The organism is Streptomyces sp. MA5143a (assembly GCF_900290235.1).
Classification (GTDB): domain Bacteria; phylum Actinomycetota; class Actinomycetes; order Streptomycetales; family Streptomycetaceae; genus Streptomyces.
Genome location: NZ_OLMK01000070.1, coordinates 1 through 20,568 on the forward strand (window position 1 = coordinate 1; position 20,568 = coordinate 20,568).

Here is a 20,568-nt window from a genome sequence, read left to right on the forward strand (position 1 = left end):
GGGCAGACGGGACTTTCGCAACACGCCCTAGCGAGCCGCACCCCTGCCCCGCAGCGCGCGGGTAGGCGCGAACACTGGGATGCTGAGGACGGACAACCTGTCCACGACCTGACGAACGCAGGTGGTGAGCGCCGTGGCTGGGGTCGAGCAGAACGCATCGGCAGGAGCCCCTGAGCGGGCCGACCCCAAGGGCGACCCGTTCCTGCGGACCCGGTTCGCCGTACCGGTACGCCCGACCACCTTCCTGCGCCGCGACCGGCTGGTCGAACGCCTGGACGAAGCCGGACGGACGCCGCTGACCCTGGTGGAGGGCGCCGCCGGCGCGGGCAAGACACTGCTGGCCGCCGACTGGGCGGCCGGGTGGGACGGCCCCGTGGTCTGGCTCACCGCCGACACCGTCGGCCAGGTCGGCGGCATGTTCTGGGCGTACCTCCTGGAGGCCCTCCGGCTCCGCGGCGTGGGGCTGCCCGAGGTCGAGCCGCCCTCGGACGCCCGCCGCGTCGACCCCGCGACCCTGACCCGGCTCGCCACCGCGCTGAGCGCGCGCGAACGGCCCGTGACCGTGGTCCTCGACGAGTTCGACCGGGTCACCGCCCCCGAGGTGCCGGACCAGCTCGACTTCGTGCTGCACCACGCGGGCGCGGGGCTGCGCCTGGTCCTCGTCACCCGCACCGAACCGCTGCTGCCGCTGCACCGCTACCGGCTGGCGGGCGAGGTCACCGAGATCAGGGACGCGGAGCTGGCCTTCACCCCGGAGGAGGCCGCCACCCTGCTGAAGCTGCACGGACTGCGCCTCCAGCCTGCCGAGGCCGACGCGCTCGTGGAGCGGACCCGCGGCTGGGCGGCGGGGCTGCGGCTGTGCGCCCTCGCGGCACGCGAGAGCCCGCACCCGGAGGCCTACCTCAAGGAGTTCGAGGCCGACCGCACCCCGATGGCCGACTACCTGCTGGCGGAGGTGCTCAAGCGGCAGACACCCGAGACGCAGGACCTGCTGCTCAGGACCAGCGTCCTCGACCGTTTCTGCCCCGACCTGGCGAACGCGCTGACCGGGCGCCTCGACGCCGAGCCGATCCTGGCCGGGCTGCACCGCGCCAACGCGTTCGTGGAGCACCTCGGCCACACCTGGTACCGCCTCCACCCGCTGTTCGGGGAGATACTCCGCGCCCACCTCCATGAGCGCGCGCCCGGTCTCGAACCCGAACTGCACCGCAGGGCCGCCGAGTGGCTGCGGGACTCCGGCTCCCTCACCGAGACCCTCGACCACGGCGCCGCGGCGGGCGTCTGGGACTTCACCGCCGGTGTCCTCGTCGACGACCTCGCCATCGGCCAGCTGTTCACCGGACTGCGCTCCGACGAACTGGCCGACCTGTTCTCCCGGATGGGCCCCGAGGCGTCGAGCCCCGCCACCGACCTGGTCCGCGCGGCCCGCGAACTGGCCCGGCACGACGTCGACCGGGGCCTGGCCCACCTGCGGCACGCGGAGGAGAACCTCGTGGCGCGGGGTCCCGCGGAGGACGCCACCGACCTCGCGGCCGCCTGGCTGAGCTGCGCCCTGCTGGAGGCCGTGGTGGCCCGGCAGACCGGATCGCCCGGCAAGGCGCTCCGGGCGGTGGCGGCGGCCGAGAGACTGAGCAACCAGATCCCCGCCGACCTGCTGGAGAAGCATCCGGAACTCACCGCGCAGCTCGTGGCCCATCTCGGCTCGGCCCTGCTGTGGGCCGGCCGCTTCGAGGACGCCCGTACCGCCCTCGCCTCGGTGGCCGACGCCGCCGGCGGGGCGGCCACCGAACTCCTGCGCGCCGACTGCCTGGGCCGCCTCGCGCTGATCGACTGTCTGAACGGCTGGACCGGCCGGGCGGAGCGCACCGCGCGCGCGGCGACGGCCGCGGCCGAGCGGTGCGGAACGCCGCAGCCGTCCGGCTGCGGGGTCGGACGACTGGTCCTGGCCGCCGTGGCCGTCGACCGCGACGACCTCGCCTCCGCCGAGTCCCTCCTGGAGACCGTGGAGGGCTCCGAGTCCGTGCTGCGCGACCCGGTGCTGGACGCCGGTCAGGCCCTCACGACCGCGCGTCTGCTGCTGGCACGCGACCGGACCCGGGCGGCGCTGCGAGCCGTACGGTCGTCCGTCCCCGCCGAGGTGGCCTCCCCCTGGGCCGAGGCGTGCACCACGCTGATCACCTCCGACGTCCACCTCGCCGAGGGCCGGCCCGAGGAGGCCGTGGAACTGCTCCGGTCACTGCCCGAGGACCAGCCGGCGTGCGCGGTGGGCGCCGCCCGCGCCCAGCTGGCGGCCGGCCGGCCCGACGCGGCGCTCGACCTTCTCGACGGGGCGCACCCGGAGGAGCGCGCCGGCCCCGCGGTGTCCGTCCGCGCCACCCTGGTCCGCGCGCAGGCCGCGTACCGGGCGGGCGACCCCGCCGCCACCCGCCGGCTCCTCGCGCGGGCCCTGCACCAGGCACGCCGCGACGAACTGCGCCGGCCCTTCCACGAGGCGGGCCCCTGGATCCGGCCGTTCCTCGCCTCGCCGCCCCTGCGGGAACTGGCGGCGGGCTGGCTTCAGCCCGGCACCGCCCACCCGGAGGCCGCCCCCGCCGCCGACGACACCGCGGTGATCGTGGAACAGCTGAGCGGACGCGAGCGGGACGTCCTGCGGCGGGCCGCCGAGATGATGTCGACGGAGGAGATCGCCGCCGATCTGTATGTGTCGGTGAACACCGTGAAGACCCATCTCAAGAGCGCCTACCGCAAACTGGCCGTGAACCGCCGCAACGACGCGGTGCGCCGCGCCCGCGAACTCCGGTTGCTGTGACGGTCCCGATGCCCTCGCGGTGCGCCCTCGGCCCGGACGCCAGGGGTGAGCTCAGCCCAGGCGCCGGACCACCGCCTCGGCGACTCCCTTGGCGCTGCCCGGGTTCTGACCGGTGATGAGGCGGTCGTCCTCGACGATGTGCGGGGCGAAGGGCTTCTCGGCGGTGGTGTAGGACGCGCCGAGTTCCTTGAGCCGGTCCTCCAGGCTGTAGGGGACGGCGTTCGCGCGCTGGGCGAGTTCTTCCTCCTGCCAGGAGAAGCCGGTGACGTTCCTGCCCTTGACCAGGGGTTCGCCGCTGCTCAGGGTGACGTCGAGGAGTCCGCAGGGGCCGTGGCAGACGGCCGAGACGATGCGGCCGGTGTCGTGGAACCGTGCGATGAGCGCGCCCAGTGCCGGGGTCTGGTGGAAGTCGAACATGGTGCCGTGGCCGCCGGTGAGGTAGATGGCGTCGTAGTCCTCGGCGTCGGCCTCGGACACGGCCATGGTGTCCTTGAGCTTGTCCATGAACCGGCGGTCGGTGTAGCGCTTGTCCGTGCCGAGGTCGCCGAGGACGCCGTGGGCGAGGCTCTCGGGGTCGAGGGGCACGGGCCCGCCGTCGATACTGGCGATGGTGATGTCGTACCCGGCCTGCTCGGCGACGTCGTAGAAGTGCGTCAGCTCACCGAGCCAGAGACCGGTGCGGTAGCCGACCGTCTCGTACTCGCCGGTGCTGGTGACGATGACGAGGATGCGATGCGTGGGGGACATGTGCTTCCTTCTGTCGGACGTGAGGGGCGTGGGGGTTGTTCGGTTCGTCCTACCACGCCGTACCCCGCATCACGGGGTGACATGGATCTTCGGCCCGGGTCCCGCGCCGGACGGGCGCCGGCCGGCGAGGACGGGGCCGACCTCGTCGAGGCCCACGGTCGCGGCGACGAGCGGTGCGGGGTCGACCGTCGCGTCGGCGTACGCGCGGATCGTGGCGTCGAGACCGGGGGACGCGGACAGGATGCCGACCGCCGTGACGTCCTTGAGGACGAGGGCGCGGGTGTCGAGGGGACTGGGCTCCCCGGCCAGCCCGATGTACACGAGGCGGCCGCCCGGCTCGACGAGTTCCAGGGCCCTCGCCGGCAGCGGGGCGGCGTTCGAGGCGTCCACGACCGCGTCGAACGGCAGGTCGGGCACCGAGTCCTCCGTCCAGACGTGCGCGAAGCCCAGGCCGCGGGCGAAGGCGAGGGAGCCCTCGGTGGCCCCCATCAGATGGACCTCGGCACCGGCGGCACGCAGGAACATCGCGGTCAGCAGGCCGATGGTCCCCGGGCCCAGGACGAGGGCACGGTCGCCGGGGCCCGGCGCTGCGGCCCGCGCGGCACGCAGGGCGTTGCCGCCCGGTTCGACGAGCGCGCCGAGGACGGCGTCGACGGAGTCGGGCAGTGCGTGCAGCGAGGACGCCGGGACGACGAGCCGCTCCGCCAGCGCTCCGTCCCGCCCGCCGCGGATGCCGACCTCCTGCCGCGCCTCGCACACGTGCCGACGCCCCCGCAGACAGCGGCGGCAGCCGCCGCAGCCGAGCATCGTGTCGCCCATGACACGGCGGCCGATCCAACCGGGGTCGACACCGTCCCCCACCGCCGTGACGCGTCCGCACCACTCGTGGCCGGGCCGGAGGGGGTAGGCGGCGTGCCCCTGATGGAGGTAGGCCATCTCGCCGGTGAAGAACTCCACGTCGGTGCCGCACACGCCGACCCGCTCGACGTCGACCACGGCCTCACCGGGGCCCGCCACCGGCGAGGGCACCTCCCGCACCTCGTACGCGCCGGGGCCGGTCAGCACGAAGGCACGCATGGGGCGACGGCTCACCGGGGCGCCACGACACGCTGCCGCTGGGTTCCGAGGTGACTGATGCCCAGTTCCATCACGTCACCGGGCCGGAGGTAGGTGGGCGGGGTCAGGCCCATACCGACGCCGGGCGGGGTGCCGGTGTTGATGAGGTCGCCGGGCTCCAGCACGAGGAACTGGCTGAGGTAGTGCACGATGAAGTACGGGTCGAAGATCATCGTCTGGGTGCTGCCGGTCTGCCGCCGCACCCCGTTGACGTCCAGCCACATGTCGAGCGCGAGGACGTCGTCGATCTCGTCGGCGGTGGCGAGCCAGGGCCCCGCCGGGTTGAACGTCTCGGCGGACTTGCCCTTGGCCCACTGGCCGCCCCGCTCCAGCTGGAAGCCGCGCTCGCTGACGTCGTTGACGACCACATAGCCGGCGATCGCCTCACGGGCCTCCTCGACCGACTCCAGATAGGAGGTGCGGCGGCCGATGACGATGCCGAGCTCCACCTCCCAGTCCGTCTTCGTCGAGCCGCGCGGGACGCGCACGTCGTCGTTCGGGCCGATCAGGGTGTTGGGCGACTTGGTGAACAGGATCGGCTCGTCCGGCACCGGCATGCCGCTCTCGGCCGCGTGGTCACGGTAGTTGAGGCCGATGCACAGGATCTGGTGCGGGCGGGCGAAGGGGGCGCCGACGCGCTCCCCGGCGAACCGCGCCACGCGGCCCGCGGCCACGCGTTCGGCCACCAGGGGGCGTACGCGGTCCAGGCCGCCGGAGCCGAAGAAGCGCTCGTCGAAGTCCGTGACGGTGTCGGAGAGGTCGACATACGTCTCGTCGTCGATGCGGGCGACGGGCTTCTCGGCGCCGGGGGCGCCGATGCGCATGAGGTACACGGGGTTGTCTCCAGGGTGGGGCGGCGGGGGAGCGGGGGCGGGTCAGGAGTGCGGCCGGGCGAGCGGACCGAGCAGCGCCCGGATCTCGTCGAGCGCGTCCACCAGGGCGGTCAGGGGTGTCCGATAGGCGAGGGCACTGATGCTCACCGCGCCGGACGGAGCCGTGGGCGAGGTGAGGTACACGGGCAGGGCGAGGCAGTGCACACCGGTCTCGTTCTCCTGGTCGTCGCAGGCGTAGCCCTGGACGGCGGCCGCCCCGAGCGCGGTGTGCAGGTCGGCCGCCGTGCACAGCGTCCGGGGCGTCCGGCGCTCGGGCGGCACGTCGCCGATCCACGCCCGGACCTCCGCCAGGGATGTCAACTCCTGGGCGAGCAGCACCTTTCCGACGCCCGTGGAGTGGGCGGGGTTGCGGCCGCCGATCGTCGACGTCAGCCTGACGGCCCCGGTGGGCGGGTCGACCTTCGCGCGGTAGACGACCTCCCGGCCGTCCAGCACCGCGTAGTGCGCCGTCTCCCCGAACCGGTGCGCCAGCGCCTCCAGCACCGGACGGACCCGGACGTGCTCGGGCCGTGCCTCGTGGTGCGCGAACGCCATGCGCAGGAACTCGTCCCCGAGCACATAGCGGCTGCTGTCGTCCTGGTCGGCGAGACCGGCCCGGCGCAGGGCGCCCAGCGCCCGGTGCACGGTCGGCTTGGGACTGCCGATCACCCGGGTCAGCTCGTCCAGACCCACCCCGTCGGGATACCGGGCCAGCTCCTTGAGCACGGCGAGCACCCGGTCCGAGCCCACGAGACGGCCACCCTCCGGGCCGGCCGCGCCGTCCCCGGTCGCGCCGACCCCGGTCCCGGTCGCGCCGATCTGGGAGGGGTCTGTCGATTCGTCGTTCGTCTGCGTATCCTGCATGGCGTTCCAGACTGTAGATCGTTGTACCGATTAATGGAAAGGGCTCGATCGTGAGGCTCCGCAGCGCGCAGTGGTACGAGGGGCAGGACCGCAACTCCTACATCCACCGGGCGTGGATGCGCAGGGGCGTGCCGGACGACGCCTTCACCGGTCGGCCCCAGATCGCCATCGCCAACACCGCCTCCGACCTCACCCCCTGCAACGCCCACCTCGACGAGGTGGCCGCCTCGGTCCGCAACGGCGTCTACGAGGCCGGCGGCATCCCCCTGGACCTGCCCGTGGTGTCGCTGGGGGAGACGAACGTGCGGCCCACCGCCATGCTGTGGCGCAACATGGCGGCCATGGCCACCGAGGAGATGCTGCGGGCCAACCCCATCGACGGCGTCGTCCTCCTCGGCGGCTGCGACAAGACGATCCCCTCCCTGCTCATGGCCGCCGCGTCGGTGGACCTGCCCGCGGTGGTGGTCCCGGGCGGCCCCATGCTCAACGGCACCTTCCGCGGCAGCCTGCTGGGCTGTGGCACCGGCGTGTGGCAGCTGTCGGAGGAGGTCCGCGCGGGCACGCTCACCCAGGAGCAGTTCCTCGGCTCCGAGTCGGCGATGATCCGCAGCCGGGGCCACTGCAACACGATGGGTACGGCGTCGACGATGGCCCTGGTCGCCGAGGCCCTGGGCACCGTGGTCCCCGGCGTGGCCGGCACCCCCGCCCCGGACAGCCGGCTGCTGAAGTCCGCGCACCACACCGGCCGCCTCGCGGTGGACATGGTCGCCGCCGACCGGCGGCCCGGGACCTTCCTGACCAAGGGGTCCTTCCACAACGCGATCGTGGCCCTGGCCGCCATCGGCGGCTCCACCAACGCGGTCGTCCACCTCCTCGCGATCGCGGGCCGACTGGGCATCGACCTGACGCTCGACGACTTCGACCGCATCGGCTCACGCGTCCCGGTCCTGGTGGACCTCCAGCCGGCGGGCCGCTTCCTGATGGAGGATCTGCACCGCGCCGGCGGTCTGCTCGCCGTGCTGCGCGAGGTCCGCGACCTGCTCGACCCCGACGCCCTGACGGTCACCGGCGAGCCGCTGGTGACCTACCTGGACGACGCTCGGATCTGGGACACCGAGGTCATCCGCACCCGCGCCGAACCGCTGGTCGCCGAGGGCGGCATCGCCGTCCTGCGCGGCAACCTCGCCCCCGACGGCGCCGTCGTCAAACCGGCCGCCGCCTCACCCCACCTGCTCCGCCACCGGGGCCGGGCCGTCGTCTTCGACTCCATCGAGGACTTCCGGGCACGCATCGACGACCCCGACCTCGACGTGGACGCCGACTCCGTCCTCGTCCTGCGCGGCTGCGGCCCCAAGGGCTACCCGGGCATGCCCGAGGTCTCCAACATGCCGCTGCCGAGGAAACTCCTCGAACAGGGCGTCCGCGACATGGTCCGTGTCTGCGACGGCCGGATGAGCGGCACCGCCTACGGCACCGTCGTGCTCCACGTGGCCCCGGAGGCCGCGGCCGGCGGCCCCCTCGCCCTCGTCCGCACGGGGGACGTCATCGTCCTCGACGTCGAGGCCCGCCGCATCGAGGTCGACGTACCCGCCGACGAACTCGCCCGCCGCACCCCCGACAAGGCGACGATCGACGGCTACGCCGCCCCCCGCCGCGGCTGGGAACGCCTCTACGTCGACCACGTCACACAGGCCGACACCGGCGCCGACCTCGACTTCCTGACCGGCTCCAGCGGATCCGAGGTGAGCCGGGAGTCCCACTGACGACCCGGCCTCCGCACCGCCCAGGGGCCCTAGCGGGTGAAGCGTGACGCGGCCTCCGTACCGCGGGGCATGCATGAACCGCACGGCCGCATGCGGCCGAATCGACGGCCACGCAGCACTGGAGGCGAGCGGTGAACCCACGAGGCGAGCAAACCGACCCCACGACCCCCCAGGTCCCGGTCCTCATCGTCGGCGGTTCCCTCGTCGGCCTGTCGACCTCGCTGTTCCTGGGCCGGCTGGGGGTCCGGCACATCCTGGTGGAACGCCACGCCGGCACCTCCATCCACCCCCGCGGGCGAGGCAACAACGTCCGCACGATGGAACTGTTCCGGGCCGCCGGCGTCGAGCCGGGGATCCGGGAGGCCGCCGCCACGCTGGCCGACAACCACGGCATCCTCCAGACACCCACCCTGGTCGGCGACGCGGGGGAGTGGCTGTTCAAGGAGATCGACGCGGGCGGCGGCCTCGCCCGGTTCAGCCCCAGCGGGTGGTGCCTGTGCAGCCAGAACGACCTGGAACCGGTCCTGCTCGACCACGCGAGGAACCTCGGCGGCGACCTGCGCTACGCCACCGAACTGATGTCGTTCACCGACGACCCCTCCGGCGTCACCGCCGTGGTCAAGAGCCGCGAGACGGGCGAGCACACCACCATCCGCGCGCAGTACCTCGTCGCCGCCGACGGCCCCCGCAGCCCCGTCCGCGAGCAGCTCGGCATCGAGCAGAGCGGCCCCGGGGACCTCTTCCACAACGTGAGCATCACCTTCCGCTCCCGCCGGCTCGCCGGCGTCGTCGGGGACCGGCGGTTCATCGTCTGCTACCTGACCAGCCCGGACGCCGACGGCGCGCTGCTGCCCGTGGACAACCGGGAGAACTGGGTGTTCCACGCCCCCTGGCACCCCGAACACGGCGAAACCCTGGAGGAGTTCACCGACGAGCGGTGCGTCGCGCACATCCGCCGCGCGATCGGCGTCGCCGACCTCGACGTGGAGATCACCGGCAGGGCCCCCTGGCACGCCGCCCAGCGGGTCGCCCGCCGCTACCGCTCGGGCCATGTCTTCCTGGCCGGTGACTCGGCCCACGAGATGTCCCCCACCGGGGCGTTCGGCTCCAACACCGGCATCCAGGACGCCCACAACCTGGCGTGGAAGCTGGCCGCCGTGCTCGGCGGCTGGGCCGGGGAGGGGCTGCTCGACACGTACGACGTGGAGCGCCGCCCGGTGGCGGAGGCGACCAGCGCCCGTGCCGCCGCACGGTCGGTCGAGCACAGCCATCCCGGTTTCGCCCCACCCCCCGGCGCGCAGGGCGGCGGCCCCCGGAGCGGCATCCTCAACGTGGCCCTCGGCTACCGCTATCCGCGGGGCGCCGTCGTCGGCGCCGACCCCACCGCGCCGGCCGTACCGGAACGCCTCGACCTGTCCGGGGAACCCGGCAGCAGGGCACCCCACGTACCGGTACGCCACCGGGGCGAACAGATCTCCACCCTCGACCTCTACGAACGGTCGTTCGTCCTGCTCAGCGACGCCGACGCCCCGAACGGATGGCACGAGGCCGCCGTCCGACTCTCCACGTCCACGTCCGTCCCCCTGACGTCGTACCGGCTGGGCGACGGACCCGACGCCGACCTGACACCCGTCGGCGACGCGAACTGGGCGGCCGCCCACGGCACGACCCCCTCCGGCGCCGTCCTCGTCCGGCCCGACGGGTTCGTGGCCTGGCGATCCCCGGAGCGGGTCCCGGACCCCGAGACGACCCTGCGCCAGGTCCTGGACACCGTCCTGGCCCTCTGACACCCGAAGAGACGCCCCACACCACAGACGGCCGCCCCCTGACGGCGTGCCGCGAACGCCGGCCGCTGTAGCCGTCACGCCCTCGTCGCGTGACGGCCACAGCGGCTTTCCCATGGGCGCGGACGGCCGCCCGCCGTCGCCCGCGGGCCCCGCCTTCCGCGTCGAGCGGATGGCGGTCACCTGGGCAGATCACACGAGTCGCGCGCTTCCCGAGCCGGGCACAGGATCGAGAAACCGACATTCGTCCGCCTCCGCCCATGAAGGAGAAGTGCGCAGGATGACCACCACATCTGACCGCCTTTCGGAACCGCCGGCGTCACCGGCATCGCAGCGCGTCTCCCAGTCCGTGTTCGACGGCTCCCGGCTGCGGGTCGTCCTGCTGGTCGACGTCCACGACGGCGCCCAGCAGCAGTTCCTGGAGGCGTACGAGGGCCTGTGCAACCAGGTCGCGTCCGTCCCCGGACATGTCAGCGACCAGCTGTGCCAGTCCATCGAGAACCCCTCCCAATGGCTCATCACGAGCGAGTGGGAGAGCGCCCCACCGTTCCTCACCTGGGTCAACAGCGAGGAACACGTACGGATGGTGGAGCCGCTGCACAGCTGCGTCCGCGACACCCGGTCCCTGCGCTTCCACATCGTCCGGGAGACCGGCGGCCCGGCGGCCGAGGCCGCGTCCGGGCAGCGTCGCCTCCAGGCGTCACCCCGTATCGGCGACGGTGTGATCCGGCACGCGCTCACCTTCACCGTCAAGCCGGGCAGCGAGGACGTCGTCGCCAAGATCCTCGCCGACTACGACCCGCCAAAGCCGCAGGTCGACGCCACCACCCGGCTCTGCCGCACCTCCCTGTTCATGCACGGCAACCGGGTCGTGCGGGCCATCGAGGTCCGGGGCGACCTGCTCGCCGCACTGCGGCACGTCGCCCGGCAGCCCGAGGTGCGGGCCGTCGAGGAGGCCATCAACCCGTATCTGGAGCAGGACCGGGACCTCGACGACCCGGAGTCCGCCCGTCTCTTCTTCACCCGCGCGGCCCTGCCCGCCGTGCACCATGTGACGGCGGGCCAGGAGAGCGGGAACGCCGAACGGCGCGCCTACTACTACCCCGCCCGCGAGGGCCGCGGCATGCGGCTGGCGGAACTGCTCGCCCGGCAGGACGCGGCGGCCGCGGACGACGCGCACGGACCGGTGCTGCGCAGCACGATCTTCCACCGCGACGACGTCGTGGTGCGGCTCGTCGACGTCCGCGCCGGGGCCGACACCGCTTCCGCAGCCGTGTACGGACTCCCGGACCGCGGCCAGGCGGCCGAGCTGACGGCGCTCCTCGACGAGGGAGCCCTCGGCGCGAACGGTTCCGCACCCCGAGACGGCGCCCACGCCTCCCTGGCGACGGCCGCCCACATGCGCCTCGTGACCGACCGCCGCGCGCCCGGCGCCTGACCGCCGTCCCTCCCCGGGCCGTGACAGCCACTCCCTCGTCTTTCCACAGCACCAGTTCGGAGGAACGCCGTGACGAACAGCCGTCCCGCGATCGTGGATCTCAGTGAGATCGAGCCCAACACCAGGCGCGGTGGCGATCTACGCGCCATGCTCACCCCCACCACAGTCGGCTCCACCAGCGGTTTCATGGGTGTGGCCATCGTGCAGCCCGGCGACCGCATCGCCGAGCACTACCACCCGTACTCCGAGGAGTTCGTCTACGTCGTCTGCGGGCAGCTGGAGGTCGACCTCGACGGTGAACCCCACCCGCTGCTGCCCGAGCAGGGGCTGATGATCCCCGCCCATGTACGGCACCGCTTCCGCAACGTCGGCAACGTGGAGGCCCGCCTGGTCTTCCACCTCGGCCCGCTGGCCCCCAGCCCGCCGCTCGGCCACGTCGACACCGAGGAGACCGACGCCGCGCCGGTCGCGGCCCACGAGGGCGGGCACCGCGTCGCCGAGCGAAGTCGAGTCGGCTCATGACCAGGCGCGTCGCGGTCACCGGCATCGGCGTCGTCGCCCCCGGCGGCATCGGCATACCGGCGTTCTGGGATCTCCTCGCGAACGGCCGCACGGCGACGCGGGGCATCACCTTCTTCGACCCGTCCGGGCTGCGTTCGCGGATCGCCGCCGAGTGCGACTTCGACCCGTCGGCCCACGGGCTGTCGGCGGAGGAGATCGCGCGCTGCGACCGGTACATCCAGTTCGCGCTGGCCGCGGGCGAGGAGGCGGTACGGGACTCCGGCCTCGACCTCGCCGCGGAGAACCCCTGGCGCGTCGGCGTCTCCCTGGGCACCGCCGTCGGCGGAACCACCCGGCTGGAGCACGACTACGTGCTGGTCAGCCATGGCGGGCAGCGCTGGGACGTGGACCACCGGGAGGCCGGTCCGCACCTGCACCGGGCGTTCTCGCCCAGCACCCTCGCCTCGACGGTGGCGGAGCGGTTCGAGGCGCGCGGGCCGGTGCAGACCGTCTCCACCGGCTGCACCTCGGGGCTCGACGCCGTCGGGTACGCCTTCCACACGATCGAGGAGGGCAGGGCCGACGTGTGCATCGCGGGCGCCTCCGACTCCCCGATCTCCCCCATCACGATGGCCTGCTTCGACGCGATCAAGGCCACCTCCCCGAACAACGACGATCCCGCGCACGCCTCCCGGCCCTTCGACGCCGACCGCAACGGGTTCGTCATGGGCGAGGGCGGAGCGGTACTCGTGCTGGAGGAGTTGGAACACGCCCGGGCGCGCGGCGCGCAGGTGTACTGCGAGCTCGGCGGTTACGCCACCTTCGGCAACGCGTACCACATGACCGGCCTGACCACCGAGGGCCTGGAGATGGCCCGCGCCATCGAGGACGCCCTCGACCACGCCCGGCTCGACGGCACGGCCATCGACTACGTCAACGCCCACGGGTCGGGAACCCAGCAGAACGACCGGCACGAGACGGCCGCGGTCAAACGGGTCCTGGGCGCCCACGCCTACGACACGCCGATGAGCTCCATCAAGTCCATGGTGGGTCACTCCCTCGGCGCGATCGGGGCGATCGAGGTCGTCGCCTGTGTGCTGGCCCTGGCCCACCAGGTCGTCCCGCCCACCGCGAACTACGAGACCCCGGACCCCGAGTGCGACCTGGACTACGTCCCGCGCGTGGCCCGGGAGCGGCGGCTTACCAGCGTCCTCTCCGTGGGCAGCGGCTTCGGCGGCTTCCAGTCCGCGGTGGTCCTCACCCGGCCGAAGGGAAAGACGTGATGAGCGAACCGCACACCCGGCGCGCCGTCGTCACCGGGATCGGCGTGGTGGCGCCCAACGGAACCAGCACCGAGACCTTCTGGAAGGCCACCAGGGAAGGCATCAGCGTGCTGGACCGGGTCACCCGCGAAGGGTGCGAGCACCTGCCGCTGCGCGTGGCCGGTGAGATCCGGGACTTCGATCCGCCCTCGGCGGTCGAGGAGCGCTACCTCGTCCAGACCGACCGCTTCACCCACTTCGCCATGGCGGCGGCCGACCTGGCGATCGAGGAGGCCGGCCTCAACCGGTCCGACACCGACGCCTCGCCGTTCTCGGTGGGCGTGGTCACCGCGGCCGGTTCCGGCGGCGGCGAGTTCGGCCAGCGGGAACTGCAACAGCTGTGGGACAAGGGCAGCCGCTACGTGGGCCCGTACCAGTCCATCGCCTGGTTCTATGCCGCGAGCACCGGCCAGATCTCCATCCGCCGCGGCTTCAAGGGCCCCTGCGGAGTGGTCGCCGCCGACGAGGCCGGCGGTCTGGACGCGCTGGCGCACGCGGCGCGGGCCGTACGACGCGGCACGGACGTCCTGGTGGCCGGGGCGACCGAGGCGCCGCTCGCCCCGTACTCGGTGGTCTGCCAGCTCGGCTACGAGGAGCTGAGCACGGAGGACGTCCCGGAGTGCGCCTACCGTCCGTTCACCTCCGCGGCCTGCGGGTTCGTGCCCGCCGAGGGCGGCGCGATGCTCGTCGTCGAGGCCGACACCTCGGCCCGGGAACGGGGGGCGCCCGCACGGGCGACGCTGGCGGGGCACGCGGCGACGTTCACCGGCGCCTCCCGCTGGCAGCAGTCCCGCGAGGGACTGGCGCAGGCCATCCGGGGCGCCCTGGAGGAGGCCGCCTGCGCGCCGGAGGAGATCGACGTGGTCTTCGCCGACGCCCTCGGCGTACCGGAGGCGGACCGTGCCGAGGCCCTGGCGATCGCGGACGCGCTGGGCGCCCACGGCCGGCGGGTCCCGGTGACGGCACCGAAGACCGCGATCGGCCGGGGCTACTGCGCGGCACCCGTCCTGGACGTCGCCGCGGCGGTGCTCGCGATGGAGCACGGCGTGATCCCACCCACCCCCAACGTCCACGACGTCTGCCACGACCTCGACCTCGTGACGACACACGCCCGCGCCACCGAACTGCGCACGGCGCTGGTCCTCAGCCGTGGACTCATGGGGTCGAACTCGGCGCTGGTGCTACGGCTCGGCGCCACCGACGCCTCCCGGTGAGGCCTCGTCAGCACACATCACGGAGCAAGGAGAGACACCGCATGAGTGAGAACATCACCCCGGAAGAGCTGGCCGAGCTGATGAAGAAGGCCGCCGGCATCACCGTGGCCCCCGAGGAACTCCGGGAGCGTTCCGACGACAGCTTCGACACCTTCGGCATCGACTCGCTCGGACTGCTCGGCATCGTGGGCGAGCTGGAGAAGCGCTACGGGACGCCGATGCCCCCGGACTCGGAGAAGAGCAAGAGCCCCCGACAGTTCCTCGACGCCGTCAACAGCGCACTTCCCGCGGGAGCCTGACATGGCCGGACACACGCAGAACGAGATCACCATCGGAGCACCGGTCGACCTGGTCTGGGACATGACCAACGACGTCGAGAACTGGCCGCAGCTGTTCAGCGAGTACGCCTCCGCCGACATCATCTCGCGGGAGGGGAACCGGACCACGTTCCGGCTGACCATGCACCCCGACGAGAACGGCACCGTGTGGACCTGGGTCTCGGAGCGGGAGACCGACCGCGACACCCTCAGCGTGCGGGCCCGCCGCATCGAGACCGGCCCCTTCGCCCACATGAACATCCTGTGGCAGTACGAGGAAGTCCCCGCCGGCACCCGCATGGTGTGGACGCAGGACTTCGAGATGAAACCGGACGCACCGGTCGACGACGCCTGGATGACGGACAACATCAACCGGAACTCCAAGGTCCAGATGGCCCTGATCCGGGAGCGTATCGAGCAGGCCGCCAAGGAACGCCGGCTCGTGCCGACGCTGTCCGACTGATCCGACGGAGGACAGCACGATGCACCAGTCTCTGATCGTCGCCCGGATGGCCCCGGGGTCCGCCCCCGACATCGCCGACGTGTTCGGGGAGTCGGACCGGGGGGAGCTGCCCCACCTGGTGGGGGTCGCCCGCCGCAGTCTCTTCCAGTTCGGTGATGTGTACCTGCACCTCATCGAGTCCGAGCGGGACCCCGGCCCCGCCATCGCCAAGGCGGCCGGGCACCCCCTGTTCCAGGACGTCAGCGAACGGCTGTCGGCGTACGTCACCGCGTACGACCCGGCGACCTGGCGTTCGCCGAAGGACGCGATGGCGCACTGCTTCTACCGCTGGGAGCGGGAGACCTCCTCCTGAGCCGGTCTCCGGAACCGGTGGGAGCGAGGCGTGGCGCCGGGTCGCCGGGCACACGACACCCGTGTGCCCGGCGACCGGGGCGGTCACCCGGGGACGGTGCAGTCGAACGCGTGCAGGTAGGGGTTGACGGGGCGGATGTCGTCGATGACGAGGCCCGCGTCGGTGAGCCTGGCGACCATGCTCTCGGTGGTGTGCTTGGCCCCTCCGACGTTGAGGAGGAGCAGCAGGTCCATCGCGGTGCTGAACCGCATGGAGGGCGTGTCGTCGACGAGGTTCTCGATGACGATGACCCGTGTTCCGGGACCGCCCGCCTCGATGACGTTGCGCAGGGTCCGGCGGGTGCTGTCCTCGTCCCACTCCAGGATGTTCTTGATGATGTACACATCGGCGCGGGCGGGGACGGCCGTACGGCAGTCCCCGGGGACGATACGCATCCGGTCCGCGAGCGCGCCGCCCGGCCGCAGCCGCGGGTCGGCGTTCTCCACGACGCGCGGCAGGTCGAGCAGGATGCCGGTCAGCGACGGGTGCTTCTCCAGCAGGCTCGCCACCACGTGCCCCTGGCCGCCTCCGATGTCGGCCACGGTCGAGCTCCCCGACAGGTCGAGGAACTGTGCGACGTCCCGCGCGGACTGCGCGCTGGAGGTCGTCATGGCACGGTTGAAGACATCGGCCGATTCCGGCGCGTCGTTGTTGAGGTAGTCGAAGAACTCCTTCCCGTACAGGTCCTCGACGACGTTCCGGCCGGAGCGCACCGCCTCGTCCAGCCTCGGCCAGGCGTCCCAGGTCCAGGGTTCGGTGCACCACAGCGCGATGAAGTGCAGGCTGTCCGGGGCGTCCTCGCGCAGCTGCCGGGACATGTCGGTGTGGACGAAGGTCCCGTCCGGTTGCTCGGCGAAGACGCCGTAGCAGGTCAGCGCCCGCAACAGCCGGCGCAGCGGCTTCGGTTCGGCCTTCACCGCGGCGGCTAGATCCGTCACCGGCATCGGGTCGTCACCGAGGGCGTCGGCGACCCCGAGCCGCGCGGCCGCACGGATGGCGGCGGCGCACGCGGCGCCGAACACCAGCTCCCTGAGCCGCATGGCCGGCGGCGGTGGTGCAGTCTGTGCGGTCGTCATGCGCCGCTTCCCTTCATCGAGTTCATGAGTGACCGTCCCTGAGCGCTCGTGGTGGCGGTCAGCACAGCCCCGCGGGCCTGGACGCCCGGCAGGAGTTGCGCTCGAAGGTGTTGCCCTTGCCGGTGTCGGTGTTGATGAGGTCCGCGGGCGCGTTGCCCTTCACCAGGTTGTCGGTGATCCGGTTCCGCTCGCTGGGGGCGCCCACGAAGCTCTTCCAGAGGACGATGCCGCCGGACAGGGGGGAGGAGCCGGCGTGGTCCATGACCCGGTTCCCCGTCACCAGGGTGTCCTCGGTGCCGGTCAGGACGATGCCGGAGCCCTGAAGCGCGTCGAGCCGCGCGGTCTTGGGGCAGGACTTGTTGTTCTGCGCGACGAGGTTGTCCCGTACGGTCAGCGCGCCGGCCTTCGGCTTGTTCTCGTCGCCGACGACGAACACGCCCGCGCAGTTGCCGGTGATGTGGTTGTCGGCGACGGTGAGGTTCCGCAGGCGCCGGACGGTGATGCCGATCCGGTTCTCCGACACGCGGTTGCGTTCGACGATCGCTCCCCGGGTGTTCTGGGCGCCCTCCTCGGCCTTGATGGTGTTGGCGAGGAACAGGCCGGCGTCGCCGTTGCCGCGGGCGGTGTTCCCGCGGAGCACACTGCGCTCCGAACGCTCCAGGGCGATGCCCCAGACCTTGTTCTTCGTCGCGGTCACCTGGCGCACGGTCAGCCGGTCGGTCGAGGTGGCGACCACACCGCTGCCGGTGAAGCCGGTGACGGTGAGGGAGGCGAGGGTGACGCCGTCGACACTGCGCTTCTTCGTCCCGATCACACAGATGCCGTTGCCGCTCTTGGCGCAGCTGTCGCCGGCCTTCTTCGTGGCCGGCTTGAGGACGGCGCCGCGGTCCATGCCGCGCAGGGTGATCCGCGGCGTGGTCACCGTGACGCTCTCGTGGTACGTGCCGGAGGCCAGGAGAACGGTGTCTCCCGGCCTCGCGGCGTCCACCGCTTTCTGGATCGACTTCCCGGGGAAGACCACGTGGATCCTGTGATGGGCGGCGACCGAGGGGGCGGCCGCGAGTCCTGTGCCGATGACCGCTGCGGTGCACACCAGGGAGGTGAAAGAGGATTTCTTCATATTTAGCACGTTATTTCGCTGAGCCGGTGAACAGGCCGGATAGACCATCCGGTGGCGTGTCACTCAACGGCGAGGCCCGCGCTGACAGACGCTGGACGACCGCATCGTGAAAGCGGTGCGCTGTCGACAGCTTGTGCGCGATGGCGCGCGGCGTGTACCGGTAACGGGGAGGGGCCGCTGTGACGGCGTCGTGCCGGGAGGCGACGCCGGGCTTGCGGTAGAGGCTCGTGTTGTACGCCTTGACCGTGTTGATGGACAGGAACGGCGCCGCCCCGATCTCCCACTGGGTCGCCGGCCCCTGCGGCGCCCGCAGGATCGACAACTCGCGGTCGGTCAGTTCCTCCGCGAGGACACCTGAGCGTACGGCGGTACGGGCACCGACGCGGCCCAGCCTCGCTCTCCTCGAGTCGCCGCTTCGCGTAGGCGCTCACCGGCTCCTCGTCCACCACCTCGCGGGCCCGGTCCGCCGGGTACAGCAGGCCGAGGAGGAGCACGGTCGGCCGCGGGTGCAGTTCGGCGAGGGTGACGGCACGGCGCAGCAGATCTGCGGATCTGCATCCGGTCGTCGCGGAGGCCATCACCGAGTCGTGTGTCACGGAATGGGGCACCCGGGCGGATTTCACGCACGGGTCCCCGGCTGCCTACCGCGGCGGACAGGGCTCCGCGGTCGTCGGTTTCCTCCGCTCGCCGGCCGGGGTGAAGGTGACGGACCGACGGAAGGGGCCGTCGCCGAAGCGGACCGCGAGAAGAAGGGGTTGCTCGTGTTCGGGCGGCCGGGTGTCGGCCCCGGCGGCGCCGTTCCACAGGTGGAAGACCACCATCGGCTGACTCGGGTCTTCGCTGAGATAACCCAGCGTCTTCCCGTACAGGGGATTGGTGCCTCCGAACAGCACGGACGGGGCACCGAACTCCGCCGTCACGTCCGCCCAGGTGCGGTCCTGCGCGGCCCACCGCCGGACCCGGCCCCTGAGAGCGTCGTGATCCTCCTTGGCAAGGACCCGATCGGACTTGAGCCATCCCCGCCGCAGCGCGAACTCCGCATAGACCGACGCCACATCGCAGTCGTGGCTCCGCCCGGGGATCACGTCACGGAAGGCCCCGGACACGCCGACAGCCGACCACAGCCCGCGTTCCTCCCATTCCCGCCGTTGCTGAGCGAACGCGTCGGGCCGGCGCTCGACGAACAGCAGGTGGTCGAGCAGGATCCGCACAGCGAGTTCACCTCCGTACATCCCGGGGCGGCGCAGCGCGAGATTGAGCTGGTCGACAAGGTGGCCGTGTATCTCTTCGGCGGTGGCGAGTGAGGTCGGAGGGGGCACGGGCCCAGTCTCCCGCACCGCGAGCGCCACGGCCCGCCGCCCTTCCTGCCGCCGCCTCTTCCCATTTTTTCCGGTCGAGGGCGTCTGTGCAGGTCACAGCGGGTACGGCGGGTACAGAACGGCTCCAGCGGCGTTGACCCGCCCGATTCCTACCGTGGGTCCACAGCCGGTACCCACCGGCACCCACGACGGAGGAGACGACATGGCCCTCAGGAACCGGACGGCACGACTGCGTCCCGCACTCGCCCCCGCGACGCTCGCGATGCTGACCGCGTGCCTCATGGCACCCGCCCCCACGGCGAGCGCCGACGACGTGAACTTCACCGATGGCCGTCAGGTCGGACTGGCCACGGTCGTCAGCGTCGACGGTGTGAAGCGGCCGGTCGAGTTCGTCGTCGACGACGACGGTTCCCTGTGGGAGTTCGAACGGCTGGGCTCCTACTGGACCAGGACCAACCGGGGCACCCCCGCCAATGTCGCCATCGTGGCGGGCGCCGGCGCGGTGGGGGTCGACCAGGGCGTCCGGGCCTACGTGGTCGGCGACGACGGCAACCTGTGGCAGTTCCGGCACGACGGTGCGAGCTACGGATGGACGAAGCTCGTCCGCCCCCAGGGTTCAAGGGCGCTGAACGGTGCCGTCGGGACCGGCGTGGACGGCAAGGGAGCACGGTTCGTGGTGGCGAGGGACGACAGCGGCCGTCTCTGGCAGTACAAGCACAACGGCCAGAGCTGGGTTCCGGAGGACATGGGCAAGATGCCCAACGGCGAGGGTGACCTGCTGATGAGCGACGTCGGTGTCGGGACGTTCAACGAAGGCGCCTACGCCTTCACGATCAGCAATCGGAACGTCCTGTGGTCCGTGCACAAGACAACCGACGGCAAGTGGGTGTGGACCTCCTGGGGCACGGCGCGGAAGGACGACCCCGTCTGGTCCCCCCTCGGCGTCATCACCTACAAGGAGCAGAACGAACTGGTCGTCTTCCTCCAGTCCAACGACGCTCGCGTCTGGCGCGTGTCCTGGGACGCGGCGGCGGGGAGCGGGGCGTGGAAGGAGTTCGCCGCCCCCGCTTCCCGGCCGGCCGTGCACAGCGGAGGAGGCGCCGTGCCGATCCCCGGCGGCGAACAGGTCACCCTCCTGGGCAAGGACGGAAAGCTGAGCAACACCGTCAACGGGCACATGCCGTCCGCCCCCTGGTACGGGACGAGGACGCCGGCGAACGCCGACCTGAGGAGGGAACTGGGCTCTCGGAGCGTGGCGGACGATAGCTACACCTTCACCGTGGACAGTGACGGGGATGTCTGGGTCGCCAGATTCACTCCCGCGGACCTGAGCTGGAAGTGGACGGAGATCCGCGGCTGACGCCTCCCGACGGCCGCGACGGCCCGCCACGGTGATCGACCGGTGCGGGCCGTCACCACGACACTCCCCCGAACGCTTAGCGCACCCGTGCT

The 20,568-nt window shown here is 72.1% G+C and carries 19 protein-coding genes; 11 read left to right on the forward strand and 8 right to left on the reverse strand.

Annotated elements, in window-relative coordinates:
• Positions 1–124 precede the first annotated feature (124 nt).
• Positions 125–2,809 carry a LuxR C-terminal-related transcriptional regulator gene (locus SMA5143A_RS28270; RefSeq protein WP_107465663.1) on the forward strand — a complete coding sequence of 895 codons (2,685 nt, stop codon included), beginning with the start codon at positions 125–127 and terminating at the stop codon, positions 2,807–2,809.
• Positions 2,810–2,860: 51 nt separating this feature from the next.
• On the opposite strand, the gene SMA5143A_RS28275 is transcribed toward SMA5143A_RS28270, so the two are convergent.
• The 4 genes from SMA5143A_RS28275 to SMA5143A_RS28290 form a co-directional block, all read right to left on the reverse strand.
• Positions 2,861–3,556, reverse strand: a complete 696-nt coding sequence (locus SMA5143A_RS28275) for a type 1 glutamine amidotransferase domain-containing protein (protein ID WP_107465646.1) — start codon at positions 3,554–3,556, stop codon at positions 2,861–2,863.
• 69 nt (positions 3,557–3,625) lie between these two features.
• The gene (locus tag SMA5143A_RS28280) at positions 3,626–4,633 is read right to left on the reverse strand and encodes a zinc-dependent alcohol dehydrogenase (RefSeq protein ID WP_107465647.1); all 1,008 of its coding nucleotides are present in this window, start codon (positions 4,631–4,633) and stop codon (positions 3,626–3,628) included.
• Positions 4,634–4,644: 11 nt separating this feature from the next.
• The gene (locus SMA5143A_RS28285; RefSeq protein WP_107465648.1) at positions 4,645–5,505 is read right to left on the reverse strand and encodes a fumarylacetoacetate hydrolase family protein; all 861 of its coding nucleotides are present in this window, start codon (positions 5,503–5,505) and stop codon (positions 4,645–4,647) included.
• 42 nt (positions 5,506–5,547) lie between these two features.
• Positions 5,548–6,408 (reverse strand): IclR family transcriptional regulator, encoded by an 861-nt coding sequence (locus tag SMA5143A_RS28290; protein ID WP_107465649.1) that lies wholly within the window; start codon positions 6,406–6,408, stop codon positions 5,548–5,550.
• A gap of 50 nt (positions 6,409–6,458) precedes the next feature.
• Here SMA5143A_RS28290 and SMA5143A_RS28295 point away from each other — a divergent pair, with 50 nt between their 5' ends.
• The 9 genes from SMA5143A_RS28295 (at position 6,459) to SMA5143A_RS28335 (ending at position 15,562) form a co-directional block, all read left to right on the forward strand.
• Positions 6,459–8,171 (forward strand): IlvD/Edd family dehydratase, encoded by a 1,713-nt coding sequence (locus tag SMA5143A_RS28295; RefSeq protein ID WP_107465650.1) that lies wholly within the window; start codon positions 6,459–6,461, stop codon positions 8,169–8,171.
• 131 nt (positions 8,172–8,302) lie between these two features.
• A complete protein-coding gene (locus SMA5143A_RS28300; RefSeq protein WP_107465651.1) occupies positions 8,303–9,958 on the forward strand; it encodes an FAD-dependent oxidoreductase in 1,656 nt (551 codons plus the stop codon).
• 277 nt (positions 9,959–10,235) lie between these two features.
• Complete coding sequence (locus SMA5143A_RS28305) at positions 10,236–11,393, forward strand: SchA/CurD-like domain-containing protein (RefSeq protein WP_107465652.1); 1,158 nt, start codon at positions 10,236–10,238, stop codon at positions 11,391–11,393.
• 93 nt (positions 11,394–11,486) lie between these two features.
• Positions 11,487–11,915, forward strand: coding sequence for a cupin domain-containing protein (locus SMA5143A_RS28310; protein WP_181362047.1), 429 nt, complete (start codon positions 11,487–11,489; stop codon positions 11,913–11,915).
• Complete coding sequence (locus SMA5143A_RS28315) at positions 11,912–13,177, forward strand: beta-ketoacyl-[acyl-carrier-protein] synthase family protein (protein ID WP_107465653.1); 1,266 nt, start codon at positions 11,912–11,914, stop codon at positions 13,175–13,177. Before SMA5143A_RS28310 ends, SMA5143A_RS28315 begins: the two co-directional genes overlap by 4 nt.
• Positions 13,177–14,430: a ketosynthase chain-length factor gene (locus tag SMA5143A_RS28320; RefSeq protein WP_107465654.1), complete on the forward strand. Its 1,254-nt coding sequence runs from the start codon at positions 13,177–13,179 to the stop codon at positions 14,428–14,430. Before SMA5143A_RS28315 ends, SMA5143A_RS28320 begins: the two co-directional genes overlap by 1 nt.
• 41 nt (positions 14,431–14,471) lie before the next feature.
• On the forward strand, positions 14,472–14,729 hold the full coding sequence (locus SMA5143A_RS28325; RefSeq protein WP_099968518.1) for an acyl carrier protein: 258 nt from the start codon (positions 14,472–14,474) through the stop codon (positions 14,727–14,729).
• Position 14,730: 1 nt separating this feature from the next.
• A complete protein-coding gene (locus SMA5143A_RS28330) occupies positions 14,731–15,210 on the forward strand; it encodes an SRPBCC family protein (protein ID WP_107465655.1) in 480 nt (159 codons plus the stop codon).
• A gap of 19 nt (positions 15,211–15,229) precedes the next feature.
• On the forward strand, positions 15,230–15,562 hold the full coding sequence (locus SMA5143A_RS28335; protein ID WP_055711346.1) for a TcmI family type II polyketide cyclase: 333 nt from the start codon (positions 15,230–15,232) through the stop codon (positions 15,560–15,562).
• Positions 15,563–15,645: 83 nt separating this feature from the next.
• Here the strand turns inward: SMA5143A_RS28335 and SMA5143A_RS28340 are convergent, their stop codons facing one another.
• The 4 genes from SMA5143A_RS28340 to SMA5143A_RS28360 all read right to left on the reverse strand — a co-directional run bounded on the left by SMA5143A_RS28340 (position 15,646) and on the right by SMA5143A_RS28360 (position 19,116).
• Positions 15,646–16,677, reverse strand: a complete 1,032-nt coding sequence (locus SMA5143A_RS28340; RefSeq protein WP_107465656.1) for a methyltransferase — start codon at positions 16,675–16,677, stop codon at positions 15,646–15,648.
• 58 nt (positions 16,678–16,735) lie between these two features.
• On the reverse strand, positions 16,736–17,797 hold the full coding sequence (locus SMA5143A_RS28345; protein WP_107465657.1) for a right-handed parallel beta-helix repeat-containing protein: 1,062 nt from the start codon (positions 17,795–17,797) through the stop codon (positions 16,736–16,738).
• A 10-nt stretch (positions 17,798–17,807) separates the two neighbouring features.
• Positions 17,808–18,119 carry a LuxR C-terminal-related transcriptional regulator gene (locus SMA5143A_RS43485; RefSeq protein ID WP_219923611.1) on the reverse strand — a complete coding sequence of 104 codons (312 nt, stop codon included), beginning with the start codon at positions 18,117–18,119 and terminating at the stop codon, positions 17,808–17,810.
• 319 nt (positions 18,120–18,438) lie between these two features.
• Entirely contained in the window at positions 18,439–19,116 is a 678-nt protein-coding gene (locus SMA5143A_RS28360) for a hypothetical protein (protein WP_107465665.1), read from the reverse strand.
• Positions 19,117–19,318: 202 nt separating this feature from the next.
• On the opposite strand from SMA5143A_RS28360, the gene SMA5143A_RS28365 reads away from it, so the two are divergent.
• Positions 19,319–20,476, forward strand: a complete 1,158-nt coding sequence (locus SMA5143A_RS28365; RefSeq protein WP_107465658.1) for a hypothetical protein — start codon at positions 19,319–19,321, stop codon at positions 20,474–20,476.
• Positions 20,477–20,568 lie beyond the last annotated feature (92 nt).